The following is a 15,692-nucleotide window of genomic DNA, read 5'->3' as shown; positions in this document are numbered from 1 at the left end:
AAAACCTAATCTAAAGGATAAACCAAAACCAAAAGCTATGAAATTTTTGAAGTATACCCTTATTGTCTTGTTAGCACTTAGTTTATTTTCCTGTAAAAGCAGTAGTGGTGGAGATGACGATGATGAAACAAATCCTACGATTTCTATTTCAAGTCCAATAAGCTCCACTTCAGTAGATGCAGGCGACGAATTATTGGTTCAGTTTACAGCAACTGATAATGTTGGTTTGAGCTCCTATGTTTTAACTGTTGATTATAGTAGTAGTACCAGTACCACTAGTGTTGCAAGTGTATCTACTAAAACTGTTGAAAAATTTTCTTTTACCAGCGTAACTGGTAAAGATGCTGATGGAAACAATTTGCCTAGTATTTCAGGAACTTCTTCAACTGTTAGTTTCGATATGGCTATTGATTACGATGCAGAACCAGGAATGTATAAAATGACTGTTACCATTACCGATAGTTCTGATAACGATAAAAGCGAGGATGTAACCTTCGAAATCGAATAAGAATCTTACTATATTAAAAGGAAAAGGATCGGTTGTGGCCGATCCTTTTTTTTATGTGCTAGGCTTATTAAATTCAATGCCAAATAAGGAAATATCATCTATTACGACTTTGTTCTCTTTTCCCATATCGATATGCTTAATTAAATCGGTAAACGTATCGTTTATGTTTTTTGAGCTTGTAAATATGTTCGTTAAAGATTGCATTCCAACTTCCATGCGATCATCTCTTTCGAGTTCGATTAATCCATCGGTATAGCAGAGTAACTTAGAATGCTTTGTAACGAGTGTTTCCCCAACGTTTATTCTTGGAATTTCATCGAGCATTCCCAAACCAATACACCCTTTCTTCAAATAGGAAGTTTTTCCGCTCTCAAAATCATAGAGCATAGGTGGGTGATGACTTGCATTTACATATTTTAGTTTTCGGGTCTTGTAATTGTATATTCCAATGAAGAAAGTAATGAACTTCTCACTAATAGAGTGTTCGCAAACTTTCTGATTGAGTTGAATCATGAGTTCATCAAGAGGTTTTTCGGGACGGAAAAGAGCTCGTAAGGTGGCCTGGAAATTAGACATGATTAGGGCGGCCGGAATTCCTTTTCCTGAAACATCGCCAATACAAAAGCCTAATTCGTGATCATTAAAGTTGATGAAGTCATAATAATCTCCACCAATTTCAAAATGCGGTTGGTAGTAAGCACAAGTTGATACACATTGGTTTTGTGGAAGTGAATTTTGATTTGGAATGAGAAGGTTTTGAATTCTTGAGGCTAATTCCATTTCTTTTTTAAAAGCTTCCTGTATTAACAATTGTTTGTACAGTTGCTTGTTTTCCATGGCCACAATAATAATGTTAGAAATGGTTTGTATAAAGCTTAGGTGCTTTATGGCTGGACTCATTCCCTCCATTTCTTCATCTATATCTCCAATTAAAATGTAAGCAAGTATTAAATCTTTATGGAATATTGGTATGATAAAATCGAAAGCCCAAAATACTTTCGGCAATTCCTGCGATACATAGGTGATTTCTGTAAAAGAACTCAGATGATCATCTATCTTAATCTGATCGATGCATTCTTGTGAGATTCCTGAAACCAGCAATTTTTCCCAGTGAGAGTTTAATTTATAAACAGCAATTTTTCCAATTTTAAGCTCATTAAATAAAATTTGTTTGTATTGTTGCAATAGTTCATTTACCGATAAATTCTCATTTATAGCCTGAGTGATTTTCAGGATCATATCGAGTTTAAATTTGCTATTTACAGATTGTTGCTTTATCACGATGGGGCTTTTATGTTGTATGCTAAATTAGGAAATATCAAATCATAAGCAAATGGGATGAATGAAAAAAAAAAAGGATTCCATAAAGAATCCTTTTTTGATGGTGAGTTTCGTAAAATTATGCTTTTACACGTTCCGAGTAGGAGTGATCACGTGTGTCAATTTTAATTTTATCGCCTGTGTTAATAAACAAAGGAACCATAATGGTTGCTCCAGTTTCAACAGTAGCAGGTTTTAAAGAGGAAGTAGATGAACTATCGCCTCGTATGCCTGGTTCGGTATAAGTTACTTCCATAATTACGTGAGCAGGAAGTTCAACATACAATGGGGTTTCAGTATCGGCATGAAAAACTGCTTCTACATTATCTCCTTCTTTTAAAAGATCGGGAGCATTAAATAATTCCTCAGGTAAAGCAATTTGTTCGTAGGTCTCAGTATGCATCAAATTGTAACCCATATCATCTTTATATAAGAATTGATGAGGTCGTCTTTCAATACGAGCAATATCAATTTTTACTCCAGAGTTAAAAGTATTATCAATTACTTTGCCTGTTTTCACATTTTTAAGTTTTGTTCGAACAAAGGCAGGACCTTTACCTGGTTTTACGTGTTGAAATTGAGTAATGGTATATAAATCTCCCTTATAGTGGATACACAATCCATTTTTAAAATCTGTAGTAGACGCCATGATAAAATATTAATTTTTAAAGAATCATTTCTAACTCAAAGAATTTTTGATTTCCCTTAGAGTTTTGCAAAAATAGGCTAAACAATTAATATTCTGAAATATTATGAGTTTTTGTTTGAAATTGATCCTCAGGAAATGATCGTTATTTAGTCTTCATCGATTAGTGAATCGTAGGAAAAATCTGAGAAATTAAGTAGATCACAGCGCAAGGAACCAATAAATAAATCGAACTGTACGCGCACAGGAATTCGATTGGCATCGGCCGAAATCCATATTGTCATGTCATCCTTGTCTTTAAAAGCCCGGCCAGTTTCTACAATTGGAATAAATTTGTAGCATCTCACTTCGCCAATTTTACTGTCGATATTTTCGTATCCCATGAACCGAAACTGAAGAAGAAATAGTTTGTCGGAGAAAAAGGTTTGAATTTTTACTACTTCTCCAACTTTCAGATCTGGATTAAAATAGTTGACTCTCGCAAAGTAGAAAGCCGATAAAATATCTTGCGTGCCAACGGGAACTTTATGAATTCCCGATCGTGTTGAATTTACTTCATTCTTTTGCCGATCAAAAACAACTTCGTTATATCTTTCATAATTTCCTTCCCGAATGTCGCGAATGGCTTTTTCGGGAAGCAAACTTTTCGGATCGATAAAACTCTCATAGGTGTCTTTTACTTTGTAGAGGCTGTTGAATAGGCCAACTGTTTTACCGGTGAGAGTGGCATGGTATAAATCCTTGCCATCGATATTTTCCATTTTGATTTTTAGGCTTGCTTTGCCACCTTTAATAATTCCATAATGTATAATATATCTTAAATGTTCTCCTTTTTCAGTATCCCTAAGGGGATATTCGGCCCTCGAAATTGCAGGACTGAATAGAAACAGTAGAATAGTAAGAAAAATTTTATACATATGCCTAATTTTTAGATTCTATTAAAGATATTCTTTTTAGGAGTAGTAGCAACAAAATCTTTTAAATAAAAGGGTTCGAAATAGGCGACGTCCTCAAATTCCTGATTTTGAAATTTTGTTTCGGCCAATTCAATCATTCCTTTTGCCGATGGTGTAACATCATCAAGAAAGATGCCATTTTTGCTTTTGATGACTTCTTTGCATTTGGATGAGCCATCTCCGAAGAAAATAATTTCTCTTTCATGTAGTTCTTTCGAATAAGAGTTTTCATCGATAATATCAGCCGAAATATCTTTAACGAGTTCTATTTTTTGATTGAAAAAAGCCGTGTAAACTTCCATTCTTCGTGCATCTATCATTGGACAGTAATAGGCTTTGCTTGGATTTTTTACTTGAGCTTGTAAAGTTGCGTTTTCTTGCAAAGGTTTTGTCATGGCTTGCAGGGTGTTAATTGCAATTAGCGGCAAATTTGCCCCGTAACAAATTCCTTTGGCGGTTGAAACACCAATGCGCAAACCTGTATAAGATCCAGGTCCCATGCTAATGGCAAGGCCGTCTAAATCTTTTGGAGTTAAGTTATTTTCCTTTAAAATCTCATCGATAAATACGCTTAGCTGACTAGCGTGTTTCATTCCTTCTTTGGTTTCTTTAAGCGCAAGTAAGCTGCCATCTTTGCCCAAAGCAACAGAACAAACCGCAGTTGAAGTCTCAATATGTAATAGTAATGCCATTTTCTTTTCATTTAAAATCATTGCAAAATAAGGGATAAAATAGGAATTGTAAACGATAAGAACTGAAATATATACCAATAGCAATTGAAAATTTGTGAAATAGTAAGAACCGAAAGGGTATAAAGTACCTGTTTTTGATGAGAATTTTTGTTGCAAATATTTCTGTGGCGAATAAAAAAACTCCCAACCAAATTTGGCTGAGAGCTTACTTAAATTTGAAACTTGACTATAAACTTATTTCGATACCGTTGTAAAAGTCTAGAATTTTAGTTCGGAAAATATACTCGTATTTTGCTTGTAATAAATCTGATTTTGCTTTAAATAGGTTGTTTTTTTCCTGATTGTAATCTACAGAATTTAGGAGACCTAAATTAAATTTTTCTTCGGTGTAGCGGAAAGCCTCTTCGGTTGATGATACTGCTATTTCGCTAGAGAAGAAGCTTTTCATGGCCGCTTTTGCATTAACGTGCGCCTGTTGAATTTCTTTGCGTAAGGTATTTTTCGAATTGTCCATATTCAAACGGGAGCGATCGATACTTATTTTTGCATTGCTGATATCGTTGTTTACCGTTCCGCCATTAAAAATGGGAATGCTTAGCGAAAAACCAAATTCTTTCCATTCACGTGCTTTTAATTGGTCATTCAATTTCATTTCCTGACGAAAAATAACGGTTGAACCATCACTATCAGTTCCATATTCAGGATAATCGTTGGAGTAGTAGGAACCCCAATATCCATGCATGGATAAAGAGGGTGAACGTTGTCCTTTTGCAATAGATAAGCCTTTCTCGGAACTTTCTAAACGATATTGAGCGGCTTTAATTTCAGGACGAAAAGTTAATGCATTAATGAATACCGATTCCGGATCGATCATCGATTTTGTTGCATTTAAAACAGGAAGTTCAGGACTTACTATGTCAAAGCTTCTTGTATCTTCTAAATCCAGGAGTTGAGCCAGGTCGAGTAGGGCAATGTCAAGTGAGTTTTCGGCATTTACCACATCTAAATCCTCCCGCGAAGCCTGAGCTGTTTGTTCCATTAAGGTTCCTTTGGGTATGGTTCCCGCTTCTACTAAAATTTCGCTTCTTTTAATTTGCAGTTGAGTTACTTTAAGTTGTTCCTCAGCTATCTGAAGCAATTCTTTTTTATACAGAATATCTAAATAGTAGGAGGTGATGTTTAGGGCTAAATCTTCCTTTGCCTTCTCCACATCCTGCAGGTAAGCTAACAAATCTAGTTGATCCTGCTTTAGCGTATTCCATTTCTGGCGTCCGTTAAAAAGGGTCATGTTTGATGATAAGTAGAGAGAGCCGCTTTTTGAGTTCTGATCGGTATAGGTATTGTTTGCATTTAGGGTACGACCATAGTCATAGTTGTATGAACTGCTTCCATTAAGTGTGGGCAGTAAGTTTAGCTTCGATTGATTGGTGTTATTCGCTTGTGTTTTAGCATCCAGCACTTGTAGCTTTAAGCTGATATTATTTTCCTTTGCATAGCTAATGCATTTCTCCAAATTCCATTTTTCCTGGGCTTTTATCCCCGAAAAGGAAAAGGCGAAAACAAGGATAAGTAAGGCTATTTTTCTCATGAGTATTTCTGTTTTTTTTAGATCCGAAAGAACTAATCAGGCTTTGTATTGAAAAGTAAATGTTTATATGGGTTCTATTTTCTAAAGGAATAAAACCCATAAAAGGACTATTTTATTCTTCCTTTTCCTCTTTTATTTGTTCAATTTTCTTCTTTTTTTCTCCTTTTAGTTTGTCGTCTTTGGTGATTCCTTCCAATACTTCAATATTAATTCCATCCGAAAGTCCAGTTTTAATATATCGTTTTTCGAATTCTTGTTCCGAAGTTTCTACTTCCACAAATGTGGAATCGTTCTTGAATTCGAGAAGACTCTCGTTTACGGCTAACACTTGCTCACGTTTGTCTAGAACAATTTCGGCATTGGCGCTGTATCCAGAACGGATAAAGAAGTCTTTCTTTAATTTAACCGAAGCTTTAATTTCAAATTGAATGGCTCCATTATCTTCCACTCCTTTGGGCGAAATATATTCCAAATGAGCATCGAATTTCACGTCTTCGATGGCACCAATGGTTAGTTCCAGGTTCATTCCCTGAACAATTTTTCCCACTTCGGTTTCATCTACCTGACCTTGAAAAATCATTTCGCCCATATCGGCTACAATGGCAATTGTTGTTCCATCGTTAAAGGTATTACTTTGAATTACTGAATTCCCTTCTTTCACGGGAATGTCAAGAATCATCCCTTCAATAGTCGATCGGATGATGGTATTGGTGGCACTGGCAGACTTTTTACTTACCCCTTCTTTAATAAGCTGAAGATTGTCTTGAGCCGATTGCAATTCTTCTTCCGAATTTCTAAAAGAAAGTTGTGTTTTCTGAAAATCAGATTCTGAAATCACCTTTTTATCGTATAAAGATTTGTCTCTCTTGTAATTGATTTCAGCATCTTCATAATTAATTTGAGCAATGTTTACTCTCGATTCGGCAGTATTCAAACTAATCATATCAGGAATGATCTTAATTTTGGCAATGCGATCGCCTTTTTTAATCGTTTGCCCTGCTTCAACATACAAGGTTTCAATAATTCCAGAAACTCCCTGAGGTTTGATTTCGATTTCTTTTCGGGGAACAACCGATCCTGTTGCAATTGTTTTTTTCAGAATATCGGTAATCTCCGGTGATTTTGTGTTGTAAATAATGGGTTGATCTTGCGACTTTTGATATAGGAAAACGAGGGTTCCTAGAAAAAGGAGGATTAAAAAGACAACCAATGTAACTCTAAAAGCTTTCTTCATGATTTGGACTATTTTCGGATTATAAATTATGACTATTCGTATCTTAGTGCATCTACGGGCTTAATTTTAATGGCTCTTTGTGCAGGAATTAATCCGGCTAATACACCAAAAAACACTAAAACTCCGAGTGCTATAAATGCTACATTAATATCAACATAAGGATTTAATATTTGAGGGTTAGGATCTCCCTCGGTCAATTTTCCAATTGCTTCTACAAGCAAAACTCCTAGTACTAAGCCCCAAAATCCTGCAAAAGTGGTTAGGAAAACCGCTTCGTTGATTATTTGACCAACAATAGAAATAGGACTGGCACCAATGGCTCTTTTAATGCCCAGTTCTTTGGTTCTTTCTTTTACCACCACATGCATAATATTGCTCACTCCAATAATACCAGTAAGAAGTACTCCTAAACCAATCACCCAAAACAGGAAGCCAATGCTATTAAAAAGGCCAAATATTTTATTAAACATTTTAGCGATGTTGAAGTTACCAATTGCTTGTCGGTCGTCTGGATGAATGGAATGTCTTCGGGCAAGAATTTCAAATATTTTATCCTCTAATTTGGCAACTGATTCACCCACTTTTGCTGTGGCCAGAAAAACATAGAATTTATCGCCCTGATTGTACAATTGCTGTAAAGTTGTGAAGGGCATTTGTACGACATCTTCGCGCATTCCCATATTCTGACTAAGAGGTTTAATGGTACCAATAATTCTGAAATAAATTCCGTTCACTTTCAGGTATTGTCCAATGGGGTCTTCGTCTTTCTCAAACATTAATTCCTGTACTCTTGGAGCAATGGTAATTACCTTTCTAAATTCTTTCAGGTCATTTTCATTGATGAACCGTCCAGCGGTTATTTCAACAGGGTTTACATTGTTCATTTGGGGTGAAGTACCCTTAATTCTAAAATTGCCTTTTTTATCTTTTCGAAAAGTATTGTTTGTTGCACTTCCACTCCAGCCACTGATATCTGGAGCAATATCCTGTAATTCAGGAATAGAGCGTTTTAAAGCGATTAAATCATCATTGTTGAATTGGTAGGATCGGTTTCGAGGTAGGCCTTTGTAAGCCATAGTTGTTTTTTCGACCCAAAAAACAGTCGAGTTGGTTGCAAAATTTCCCAAAGAGGATTGAATATGGTTCTGAAACCCTCTACCAATACCAAGTAAGGTTACCAGAATTAAAATTCCGAACATCACGCCCAAACCGGTTAGAAAGGTTCTTAGTTTATTCTTTTTAAGGGCGGCGGTGATTTCCTGCCATTTATCTAAATCGAACATCTGATTTGTTGTGTTAGTCCAAGTTATTATTCGTCTCGTAAGGCTTCAATAGGTTTAATTGAGGCTGCTTTTCGTGCTGGGAAAAATCCAGCTAATGTGCCTGTTACTATTAAAACCAAAGTTGCACCCATGGCTATTCCTAAATCTACCTGCGGGTTTAAAAAGTAGATAGCCGCTGGTGGATATATTTTATAGATGAGATCGAACTTGTTGATGATTTCAAGCAGGCCAACACCTGCAATTAAGCCAAAGTAACCCGAGGCGGCGGTAATAAAGATGGCTTCCATTAAAATCATGCCGACTACCGAGCGGGGCGAAGCGCCAATGGCTTTTCGAATGCCAATTTCTTTGGTTCTTTCCTTTACAACAATCATCATGATGTTGAAAACGCCAATGACTCCGAGTAAAATGGTAAAAATTCCTATGATCCAAACAAACATTTCTATAGCACTAAAAATAGATGTAAATGTCTGTGAATTTTCAATATTATTTTGAATCCAAAGGGCATTTTTATCTTCGGGGCTAAATTCATGTTTGGCGGCGAGCTGGTAAGTAATAAATTGCCTTATATCTAGGCTTTCTTCCAAAGAGACATCATTCAGTGTGAAGGAAATTCTTTGAAGATGATCGTTGTTGTTGAAAATCTTTTGAGCTACTGTAATGGGTATGTATATGTCGCGAGAACTTTCATCGAAGCTAGGCTGATTAAAAACGCCAACGACTTTAAATTTAATATTATTGATGTTGATGAATTTGTTAATGGCCTCTTCTTTTGGGAAAAGAACTTCTTTAACTGCATCTTGAATGGCAACTACTTTTCGATGTTCTTGAATGTCTTTTTCGTTTAGAAAACGACCTTGAAGAATTTCAAAGTTTTTAATTTTTTTGTAAGTGTCGTGAACGGGAGATACATTAAAGTTTCCGAAGTTATTTTTGTAGGAAATTATTTCTGCTCCGGGAATGTAAGACATGGCTGAAATCGCATCAATTTTTTCGATGGACTTTTTCAAATTCAAATAGTCGTCGTTCACCATTTGAATTCGTTTTCCTTCCGGAGTTCCTTTGTATGCCATCGTTGTTCTACCGCCATATATTTGCATACTGTTGGTAGCATCCTGAGCAAAAACATTTGTCATGCCATTTCGAAGGCCTCTTCCGGCTCCCAGTAAAAAAATCAACATGAAAATACCTGTTGCAACCGAAAAACCGGTGAGTAGGGTTCTGGTTTTATTTTTACTAATGGTGCTAAATATTTCTTGCCATTTATCTCTGTCGAACATGGTAAAATTCTGGGTTAGATTTTGGTAGCCTTGTTTATTACTGCGATACGTTTATCGATTTTACATTCCTGGAGTGGTTGTTTTCAATGATGGATTCAATGAGGCCGTCTTTTAGGTTGATGATTCGATCGGTCATGTGGGCAATGTCGTTTTCGTGTGTTACGATTATTACAGTAATTCCCGAGGCATTAATTTCTTTCAGAATGTCCATCACCTCAACCGAAGTTTTTGAATCTAAAGCTCCAGTTGGTTCATCAGCTAAAATAATTTTAGGCTGAGTGATCATCGATCGGGCAATGGCAACACGTTGTTTTTGTCCCCCAGAAAGTTCATTAGGCATGTGTTCGGCCCATTCTTTAAGACCCATTTTGTCTAGATATTCTAAAGCCATTTTGTTCCTTTTTTTTCGGGAAACTTTTTGGTAGTATAAAGGAAGAGCAACATTTTCTACAGCATTTTTAAACGCAATTAGGTTAAAAGACTGGAATACAAAACCCAAAAGATTATTCCGAAGCTTAGCGGCTTTGGTCTCGCTCATGGATTTTATTTCCTCATTATTTAAATGGTAAATGCCTTCGTCGTGATTGTCTAAAAGTCCGAGTATGTTAAGTAGTGTAGATTTTCCAGAGCCAGAAGACCCCATGATGGAAACCAATTCGCCTTCTTTAATATGCAAATCAATTCCCTTTAAAACATGTAGTTTGTTCGTGCCAGTAATGTAAGATTTGTGAATGTTTTGTAGTCGAATCATGCTATTTGTTGATATTGAAAAAAGATCTATGTACAATATTACTATTTACACATAATAGTTCAAATTTTTTTAGATAAACGTATTGCCATATCGATAAAAGTGTTTTTTTAACTGATAAGATTATTTTGGCAATGAAAAAATGGAACTAGATAAATTATTTTTATGTTCTATTTTTTAATCAATAGCTGTGCCATTGAAATAATAGGTTTGATTGTTAGTGTTTTATGTGTTTGTTACTTTGAGTGTCTTATTTTATATGTGTTCAGTTTCATTACATAACGTGTACGATAATGTACAACTTTTTAGGTGATTTTTTGTTTTCTTAAAGGATATAATCTTAATAAATGTGAATTAATAGGATGGCATACAGGCAAAGCCAATTTTTAGTGTAATTTTGGGTCTATTAAATGGGAAATAATGAATTGGAATAGTTTACTATCGGCAAAACGATTTGGCCAGGAGAGTCAATTTTATTCAGGCAAACAGACAGATGTGAGATCGCAATTTCAGCGCGATTACGATCGAATGATTTTCTCATCTCCTTTTCGACGACTACAAAATAAAACACAGGTATTTCCTTTGCCAGGAAGTATTTTTGTTCACAATAGATTGACTCATAGCCTAGAGGTATCTAGTGTAGGTAGATCTTTAGGAAATGCTTTGGCAGATATGTTAGTTCAGTTGGAATTGGTGGAGGACAATCATGAAATAAAGGAAATTGGTAGCATTGTGGCTGGTGCTTGTTTAGCCCACGATTTGGGAAATCCTCCTTTTGGTCATTCAGGAGAGAAGGCCTTGTCTCACTATTTTTCAGATGGAAAAGGAAAAAATCTGAAAAATAAATTTACTGCAGAGCAATGGCAGGATTTGACCAATTTTGAGGGCAATGCGAATGCCTTGCGTTTGCTTACGCATGCTTTTCATGGCCGCAGAAATGGTGGATTTGCACTTACCTATTCAAGTATTGCCTCCATTGTGAAGTATCCATGGGAGAGCAATAAAATTGCGCAAGTAAACAAGAGAAAATATGGTTTCTTTCAATCGGAAAAGGAAGATTATTTAAAAATAGCAAGAGAACTTGGAATTCCCGAAGTTTCACCAGGAATATTTGCTCGTTTTCCTTTGGTTTATTTGGTAGAGGCAGCCGATGATATTTGTTATCAAATTATGGATATTGAGGATGCGCACAAGTTGAATATATTAACCACTCAGGAAACAAAAGATTTGCTTCTTGCTTTTTATCATCCCGAAAGGGACAAGAGTAGTTTAAAGAGAATTGAGGAAACTTGTCAGGAGGTTACTGATATTAATGAGCAAATTGCCTACATGCGGGCTGGAGTTATTGGAAAATTAATTGGGGAATGTGTTGGTGTATTTGCGGATCATTACAAGGAAATTATGGAAGGTCAATTTCAATCTACATTGATCAAAAATGTGGATGAGGTTTCATTAATGGCCTACCAAAAATGCACGAAAGTAGCTATTTCACGAATCTACCGTCATCGTTCGGTGGTGGAAATTGAATTGGCAGGTTATAAAATTTTAGGAACATTACTCGATGAATTTGTAAATGCAGTGTTCGAACCAGGGAATTTTTATTCGAAGAACCTACTTTCCTTAATTCCCGAGCAATATAATGTAGGTGAAGGAAATGACTACGAAAAAATGATGTCGGTACTTGATTTTATATCTGGGATGACCGATGTATTTGCTTTGGACTTGTACCGAACCATTAAAGGAATAGAATTGCCAGGAATTAATTAATAGCGACTTAGTTAGGTGAAAAAAAATCAAATGAAAAAAATAACTTTTATAGTGGTGATCTTTTTGTGGGTCACCAATAGTATATTCGCGCAAAGCGATTGGGTGAGATCAGGCTCTGAGAAATCCAAAATAAGCTTTGAAATGCCTGAAAATCCGACAATACAGGAGCGTGAACTTAATGGAATTAAAGTCGAGATTTTTGGTTATAAGGATGCTGCAACGGTTTTTGGAGTGGTTGCTTCGGACTTTTCTGATATAGGATTGGATTTTACCTATTCCGATCCTAGCGAATATTACGAGCAAATGAAGGAAGCAAGTTTGGTGACTGGAGATGCCATATTGGTTTCGGAGCAATCCGTTGCTTATCAAAAAATGTTGGGAAAGGAAATTGTTTACACGCAGTTGGTAGGCAAACATGAGTATACCTACTACAAGAGGTTCTTTTTCCGAAAAAAATTCATTTACCAAGCTGCCATTGGTGGTCCTACGCGAATGAAACAATTTTTGGTAGATAAAAAGAATATCTTTTTTAATACTCTTGAGTTTATTGATTAGTGGAAGAATGCAAATAGTTAATTGAGAATACGTGAATGTTAACTGAAAGAACGTTTTTAGAAAGCTATAGTACTTGATTGTTAAATCATAGCAAAATAGCTTGAGATTATCTTTTAATCGTCTTAAATTTAGCTTGTTTAAGAATCGATAAAATTAAGTAGATGAAAATGATAAGAAAAATGAAAGAGTTGTTCACTTTTTCCCAAAATGAAGATTTTGTAGTGGTTGATTTGACAACCAAGATCATTCATTCGATGAATTCGAGAGACTGGAGTCGCTTGCGCGACAAAAAGAAATTTATGATTATTAAATAGTCAATCATATTACTGAGTTGTCTTTCTTATATTGAGTACAGAAAGTGTTCTTTCTACAAGTTTTAGAGTGGAAAGTTTTGCCCAAACTATTTTTACTTTTCGGATTTTATCATGATTCCTGAAAAAGTTGAATCTGGAATTTTGTACTATTTGTCGATTTACTGTATTTTTAATTCATGCGATATGCTTTAATACAAAATACGCCCATATAATCATTAATAAAGTATATCGATGGACGTATTTTTCTTGTTACTATTGTATCTTTTCAGCTCCCGAGTATATTTCTTCGATTGTAATAACGGCGGCACCATGACCAGGTAAGTGTTTTGGATTCCATTCTTTCATATTATCAAATGCATTTCCTTTGGTTATATACTCAATACTTCCTTTTATTTGGTAAGCTTTCGGTTTATCATCTTTTGTTATAAAAAGAATTGAACCTTTACTACCAGCTAAAATATTCGTCATCGTTTTATCGAAGAAGTTATTTGCAACAATAATTTTATTGCCATCATAAAGAGATGTACAGGTCACATAAATAGAATTGGCGATTGAATCTTCTGATACCGTTGTAAAAATAGCTTCCGCTTTTTTGTTTTCCCAAGCTAATTTAACGGCTTTAGGTAATGTTTTATTCATTTTCATTAGTAATGTTTTTAATTAAAATAGTAGTAAGTACTGTTGAATTATCAATTTCATGCAAATAGATATTAGTAACGATTAAATTTTATAGCATAAATTGTAAAAAAGAGCAAATATGTACAGCACTTATACAATATTTATAACGAGAATATTCTCATTATAAATATAGTAGGAAAATTTTAATTTGTATAATACTTCAATAAGCTCATCTGTTTTTCTTTTAAAAAAGAAGAAGCCAGTTTAGGGCTAGGGCAGTATTTTTTGTGGAAATTGTGACATTGCTACACTACCATGCTTCCTTTGCAATTACAGTGTAAATAGAGGAATTGAAAAGGCTTAGACAGGTTTGTTCTCAAGATTGGAGTAGAAGTAGGTTGAAGAAAAACATTGTCTGTCTTTTTCTTATATTGGCATTCTTTTAAAATATCGATTGTAGAATTTTTCCATTTTTCAGAAATGGGATTTTTTTTATTTAAAACTCATGCCAACAACTTCTAGTTCTCCTAATTCAAAAGCTTTTTTTTCTCATTTCCGATATGAAGGGAAGGATGATTTTTATTCTAATAATGAATTGAGTTCGAATCAGTTTTACAACCCGATTCTTCCGGGTTTTTATCCCGATCCTTCTATTTGTAAAAAGGGAGACGATTTTTATTTGGTGACCTCTAGTTTTTCTTTTTTTCCGGGAATACCGATTTTTCGGAGCACCGATTTAATGCATTGGCAACAGTTGGGACATGTACTAAATCGTCCTGATCACTTGAATTTAGAGGGTTTAGATATTTCGCAGGGAATTTTTGCGCCTGATATTAGCTACAATAAAGCTAACGATAGCTTTTACCTAATTTGCACCCTTGTGGGTGGAATAGAGAATTTTTTGGTGAAGGCAAAAGATCCTGCAGGTCCCTGGAGTGATCCGATTCTGCTGCCCGAAATTGAAGGATTCGATCCTGCCTTGTTTTTCGATGAGGATGGGAAAGCATACATCGTTCACAACTCTACACCCGATGAAAAATCGCGTTATGACGGACATCGTACCATACGCATGTGGGAATACGATGTGGCGATGGATAAAGTGATAGGGGAAGGGAAAATAATTGTGAATGGAGGTACTGATCTCTCTAAAAATCCTATTTGGATAGAGGGGCCGCATCTTTATAAAATAGAAGGGAAGTACTATTTGATGTGCGCTGAGGGAGGAACTGCCGAGAATCATTCTGAGGTAATTTTTCGAAGTAAGGAAGTTGGAGGATCCTACATGCCGTACGAACAGAACCCGATTTTATCGCAGCGACAGCTAAATCCGAAAAGGGAAAAGCCAATAACCTGCACTGGTCATGCCGATATGATTGAAGACAAAAATGGAAAATGGTGGGGCGTATTTTTGGGCTGTCGGCCTTATGACGATGATTGTTTTAATACCGGTAGAGAGAGTTTTCTTGTGCCAGTTAGCTGGAAAAATGGATGGCCTTTGTTTTTAGAAACAGATAGGAAAGTGGAACTGATTCAGGAAAATACGGGTTTACCTTCCACAAATAATGCTGCGGATTGTGTTCCCAATGGTAATTTTATTCATACCGATAATTTCGATTCGGAGGAACTAATAGCAGATTGGAATTTTATTCGAACGCCATACAATAAATGCTACGTAATTAATACGAAGCAAAAAAGATTGGAGCTCGAAAGCTTACCCGTAAATATTCGTGATTTTGGCCAGCCTGCTTTTATTGGCCGTCGACAGCAGCACACTAATTTTGAAGCACAGGTAGAATTAGATTTTCATCCCTCAAAGGATCAAGAAGCTGCAGGATTAGTATGTTTTCAGAATGAAGCACATCATTTTTTCTTTGGAAAATTACAGGATGATGGGCGTATTTTTCTTCAATTAGAGAAAGCTGTGCCATATGAGAATGGAGTTGCAAAAGTTTTGATTGAAAAATCAGAGTTATTTGCAGAAGGAAGTATAAAGCTAAAAATAGAAGGCAAAGGGCGATATTATGACTTTTACTATTCGCTAGATGCAGAAAATTGGATAATTTTTGGCGAGAATATCGATGCAAGACTTTTAAGCACTATGGTAGCAGGAGGATTTGTGGGAACTTACATTGGAATGTATGCTTCTTCAAATCATTAATTTATATAGTAATTTTTGTATTGTA

General features: G+C 35.5%; 15 protein-coding genes. 5 read left to right on the top strand and 10 right to left on the bottom strand.

Features of this window, described 5'->3' with window-relative positions:
• Window positions 1-37: 37 nt before the first annotated feature.
• On the top strand, window positions 38-508 hold the full coding sequence (locus ABYT26_RS08760; protein WP_372752949.1) for a DUF4625 domain-containing protein: 471 nt from the start codon (window positions 38-40) through the stop codon (window positions 506-508).
• Between the two features lie 51 nt (window positions 509-559).
• Here ABYT26_RS08760 and ABYT26_RS08755 read toward each other — a convergent pair whose 3' ends face one another.
• From ABYT26_RS08755 to ABYT26_RS08715, 9 genes are all read right to left on the bottom strand, one after another.
• Window positions 560-1,747 carry a PP2C family protein-serine/threonine phosphatase gene (locus ABYT26_RS08755; RefSeq protein ID WP_372752947.1) on the bottom strand — a complete coding sequence of 396 codons (1,188 nt, stop codon included), beginning with the start codon at window positions 1,745-1,747 and terminating at the stop codon, window positions 560-562.
• A 160-nt stretch (window positions 1,748-1,907) separates the two neighbouring features.
• The gene (gene efp, locus ABYT26_RS08750) at window positions 1,908-2,477 is read right to left on the bottom strand and encodes an elongation factor P (RefSeq protein ID WP_372752945.1); all 570 of its coding nucleotides are present in this window, start codon (window positions 2,475-2,477) and stop codon (window positions 1,908-1,910) included.
• Between the two features lie 146 nt (window positions 2,478-2,623).
• Window positions 2,624-3,391 (bottom strand): DUF3108 domain-containing protein, encoded by a 768-nt coding sequence (locus ABYT26_RS08745; protein ID WP_372752943.1) that lies wholly within the window; start codon window positions 3,389-3,391, stop codon window positions 2,624-2,626.
• Window positions 3,392-3,402: 11 nt separating this feature from the next.
• Window positions 3,403-4,122, bottom strand: a complete 720-nt coding sequence (gene tsaB / locus ABYT26_RS08740; RefSeq protein ID WP_372752941.1) for a tRNA (adenosine(37)-N6)-threonylcarbamoyltransferase complex dimerization subunit type 1 TsaB — start codon at window positions 4,120-4,122, stop codon at window positions 3,403-3,405.
• Window positions 4,123-4,348: 226 nt separating this feature from the next.
• The gene (locus ABYT26_RS08735) at window positions 4,349-5,710 is read right to left on the bottom strand and encodes a TolC family protein (RefSeq protein WP_372752939.1); all 1,362 of its coding nucleotides are present in this window, start codon (window positions 5,708-5,710) and stop codon (window positions 4,349-4,351) included.
• A 112-nt stretch (window positions 5,711-5,822) separates the two neighbouring features.
• Window positions 5,823-6,944 carry an efflux RND transporter periplasmic adaptor subunit gene (locus ABYT26_RS08730; RefSeq protein WP_372752937.1) on the bottom strand — a complete coding sequence of 374 codons (1,122 nt, stop codon included), beginning with the start codon at window positions 6,942-6,944 and terminating at the stop codon, window positions 5,823-5,825.
• A 32-nt stretch (window positions 6,945-6,976) separates the two neighbouring features.
• The gene (locus tag ABYT26_RS08725; protein ID WP_372752935.1) at window positions 6,977-8,227 is read right to left on the bottom strand and encodes an ABC transporter permease; all 1,251 of its coding nucleotides are present in this window, start codon (window positions 8,225-8,227) and stop codon (window positions 6,977-6,979) included.
• A 26-nt stretch (window positions 8,228-8,253) separates the two neighbouring features.
• A complete protein-coding gene (locus tag ABYT26_RS08720; protein WP_372752933.1) occupies window positions 8,254-9,507 on the bottom strand; it encodes an ABC transporter permease in 1,254 nt (417 codons plus the stop codon).
• Window positions 9,508-9,544: 37 nt separating this feature from the next.
• Window positions 9,545-10,258, bottom strand: a complete 714-nt coding sequence (locus tag ABYT26_RS08715) for an ABC transporter ATP-binding protein (protein ID WP_372752931.1) — start codon at window positions 10,256-10,258, stop codon at window positions 9,545-9,547.
• Window positions 10,259-10,675: 417 nt separating this feature from the next.
• Between ABYT26_RS08715 and ABYT26_RS08710 the strand changes: the two genes are divergently transcribed.
• The 3 genes from ABYT26_RS08710 (at window position 10,676) to ABYT26_RS08700 (ending at window position 12,891) form a co-directional block, all read left to right on the top strand.
• Window positions 10,676-12,022, top strand: coding sequence for a deoxyguanosinetriphosphate triphosphohydrolase (locus ABYT26_RS08710; RefSeq protein ID WP_372752929.1), 1,347 nt, complete (start codon window positions 10,676-10,678; stop codon window positions 12,020-12,022).
• Window positions 12,023-12,052: 30 nt separating this feature from the next.
• Entirely contained in the window at window positions 12,053-12,577 is a 525-nt protein-coding gene (locus ABYT26_RS08705; protein WP_372752928.1) for a hypothetical protein, read from the top strand.
• 161 nt (window positions 12,578-12,738) lie between these two features.
• Window positions 12,739-12,891, top strand: a complete 153-nt coding sequence (locus ABYT26_RS08700; RefSeq protein ID WP_372752926.1) for a hypothetical protein — start codon at window positions 12,739-12,741, stop codon at window positions 12,889-12,891.
• A gap of 252 nt (window positions 12,892-13,143) precedes the next feature.
• Here the strand turns inward: ABYT26_RS08700 and ABYT26_RS08695 are convergent, their stop codons facing one another.
• Window positions 13,144-13,536 carry a pyridoxamine 5'-phosphate oxidase family protein gene (locus ABYT26_RS08695; RefSeq protein ID WP_372752924.1) on the bottom strand — a complete coding sequence of 131 codons (393 nt, stop codon included), beginning with the start codon at window positions 13,534-13,536 and terminating at the stop codon, window positions 13,144-13,146.
• A gap of 478 nt (window positions 13,537-14,014) precedes the next feature.
• Here ABYT26_RS08695 and ABYT26_RS08690 point away from each other — a divergent pair, with 478 nt between their 5' ends.
• The gene (locus ABYT26_RS08690; RefSeq protein ID WP_372752922.1) at window positions 14,015-15,667 is read left to right on the top strand and encodes a glycoside hydrolase family 43 protein; all 1,653 of its coding nucleotides are present in this window, start codon (window positions 14,015-14,017) and stop codon (window positions 15,665-15,667) included.
• Window positions 15,668-15,692: the final 25 nt, after the last annotated feature.

It is taken from the genome of Labilibaculum sp. (assembly GCF_041595635.1).
GTDB lineage: Bacteria > Bacteroidota > Bacteroidia > Bacteroidales > Marinifilaceae > Labilibaculum.
Note: the sequence above shows the minus strand (reverse complement) of the source record. Positions and strands in the feature narration are given on the sequence as shown.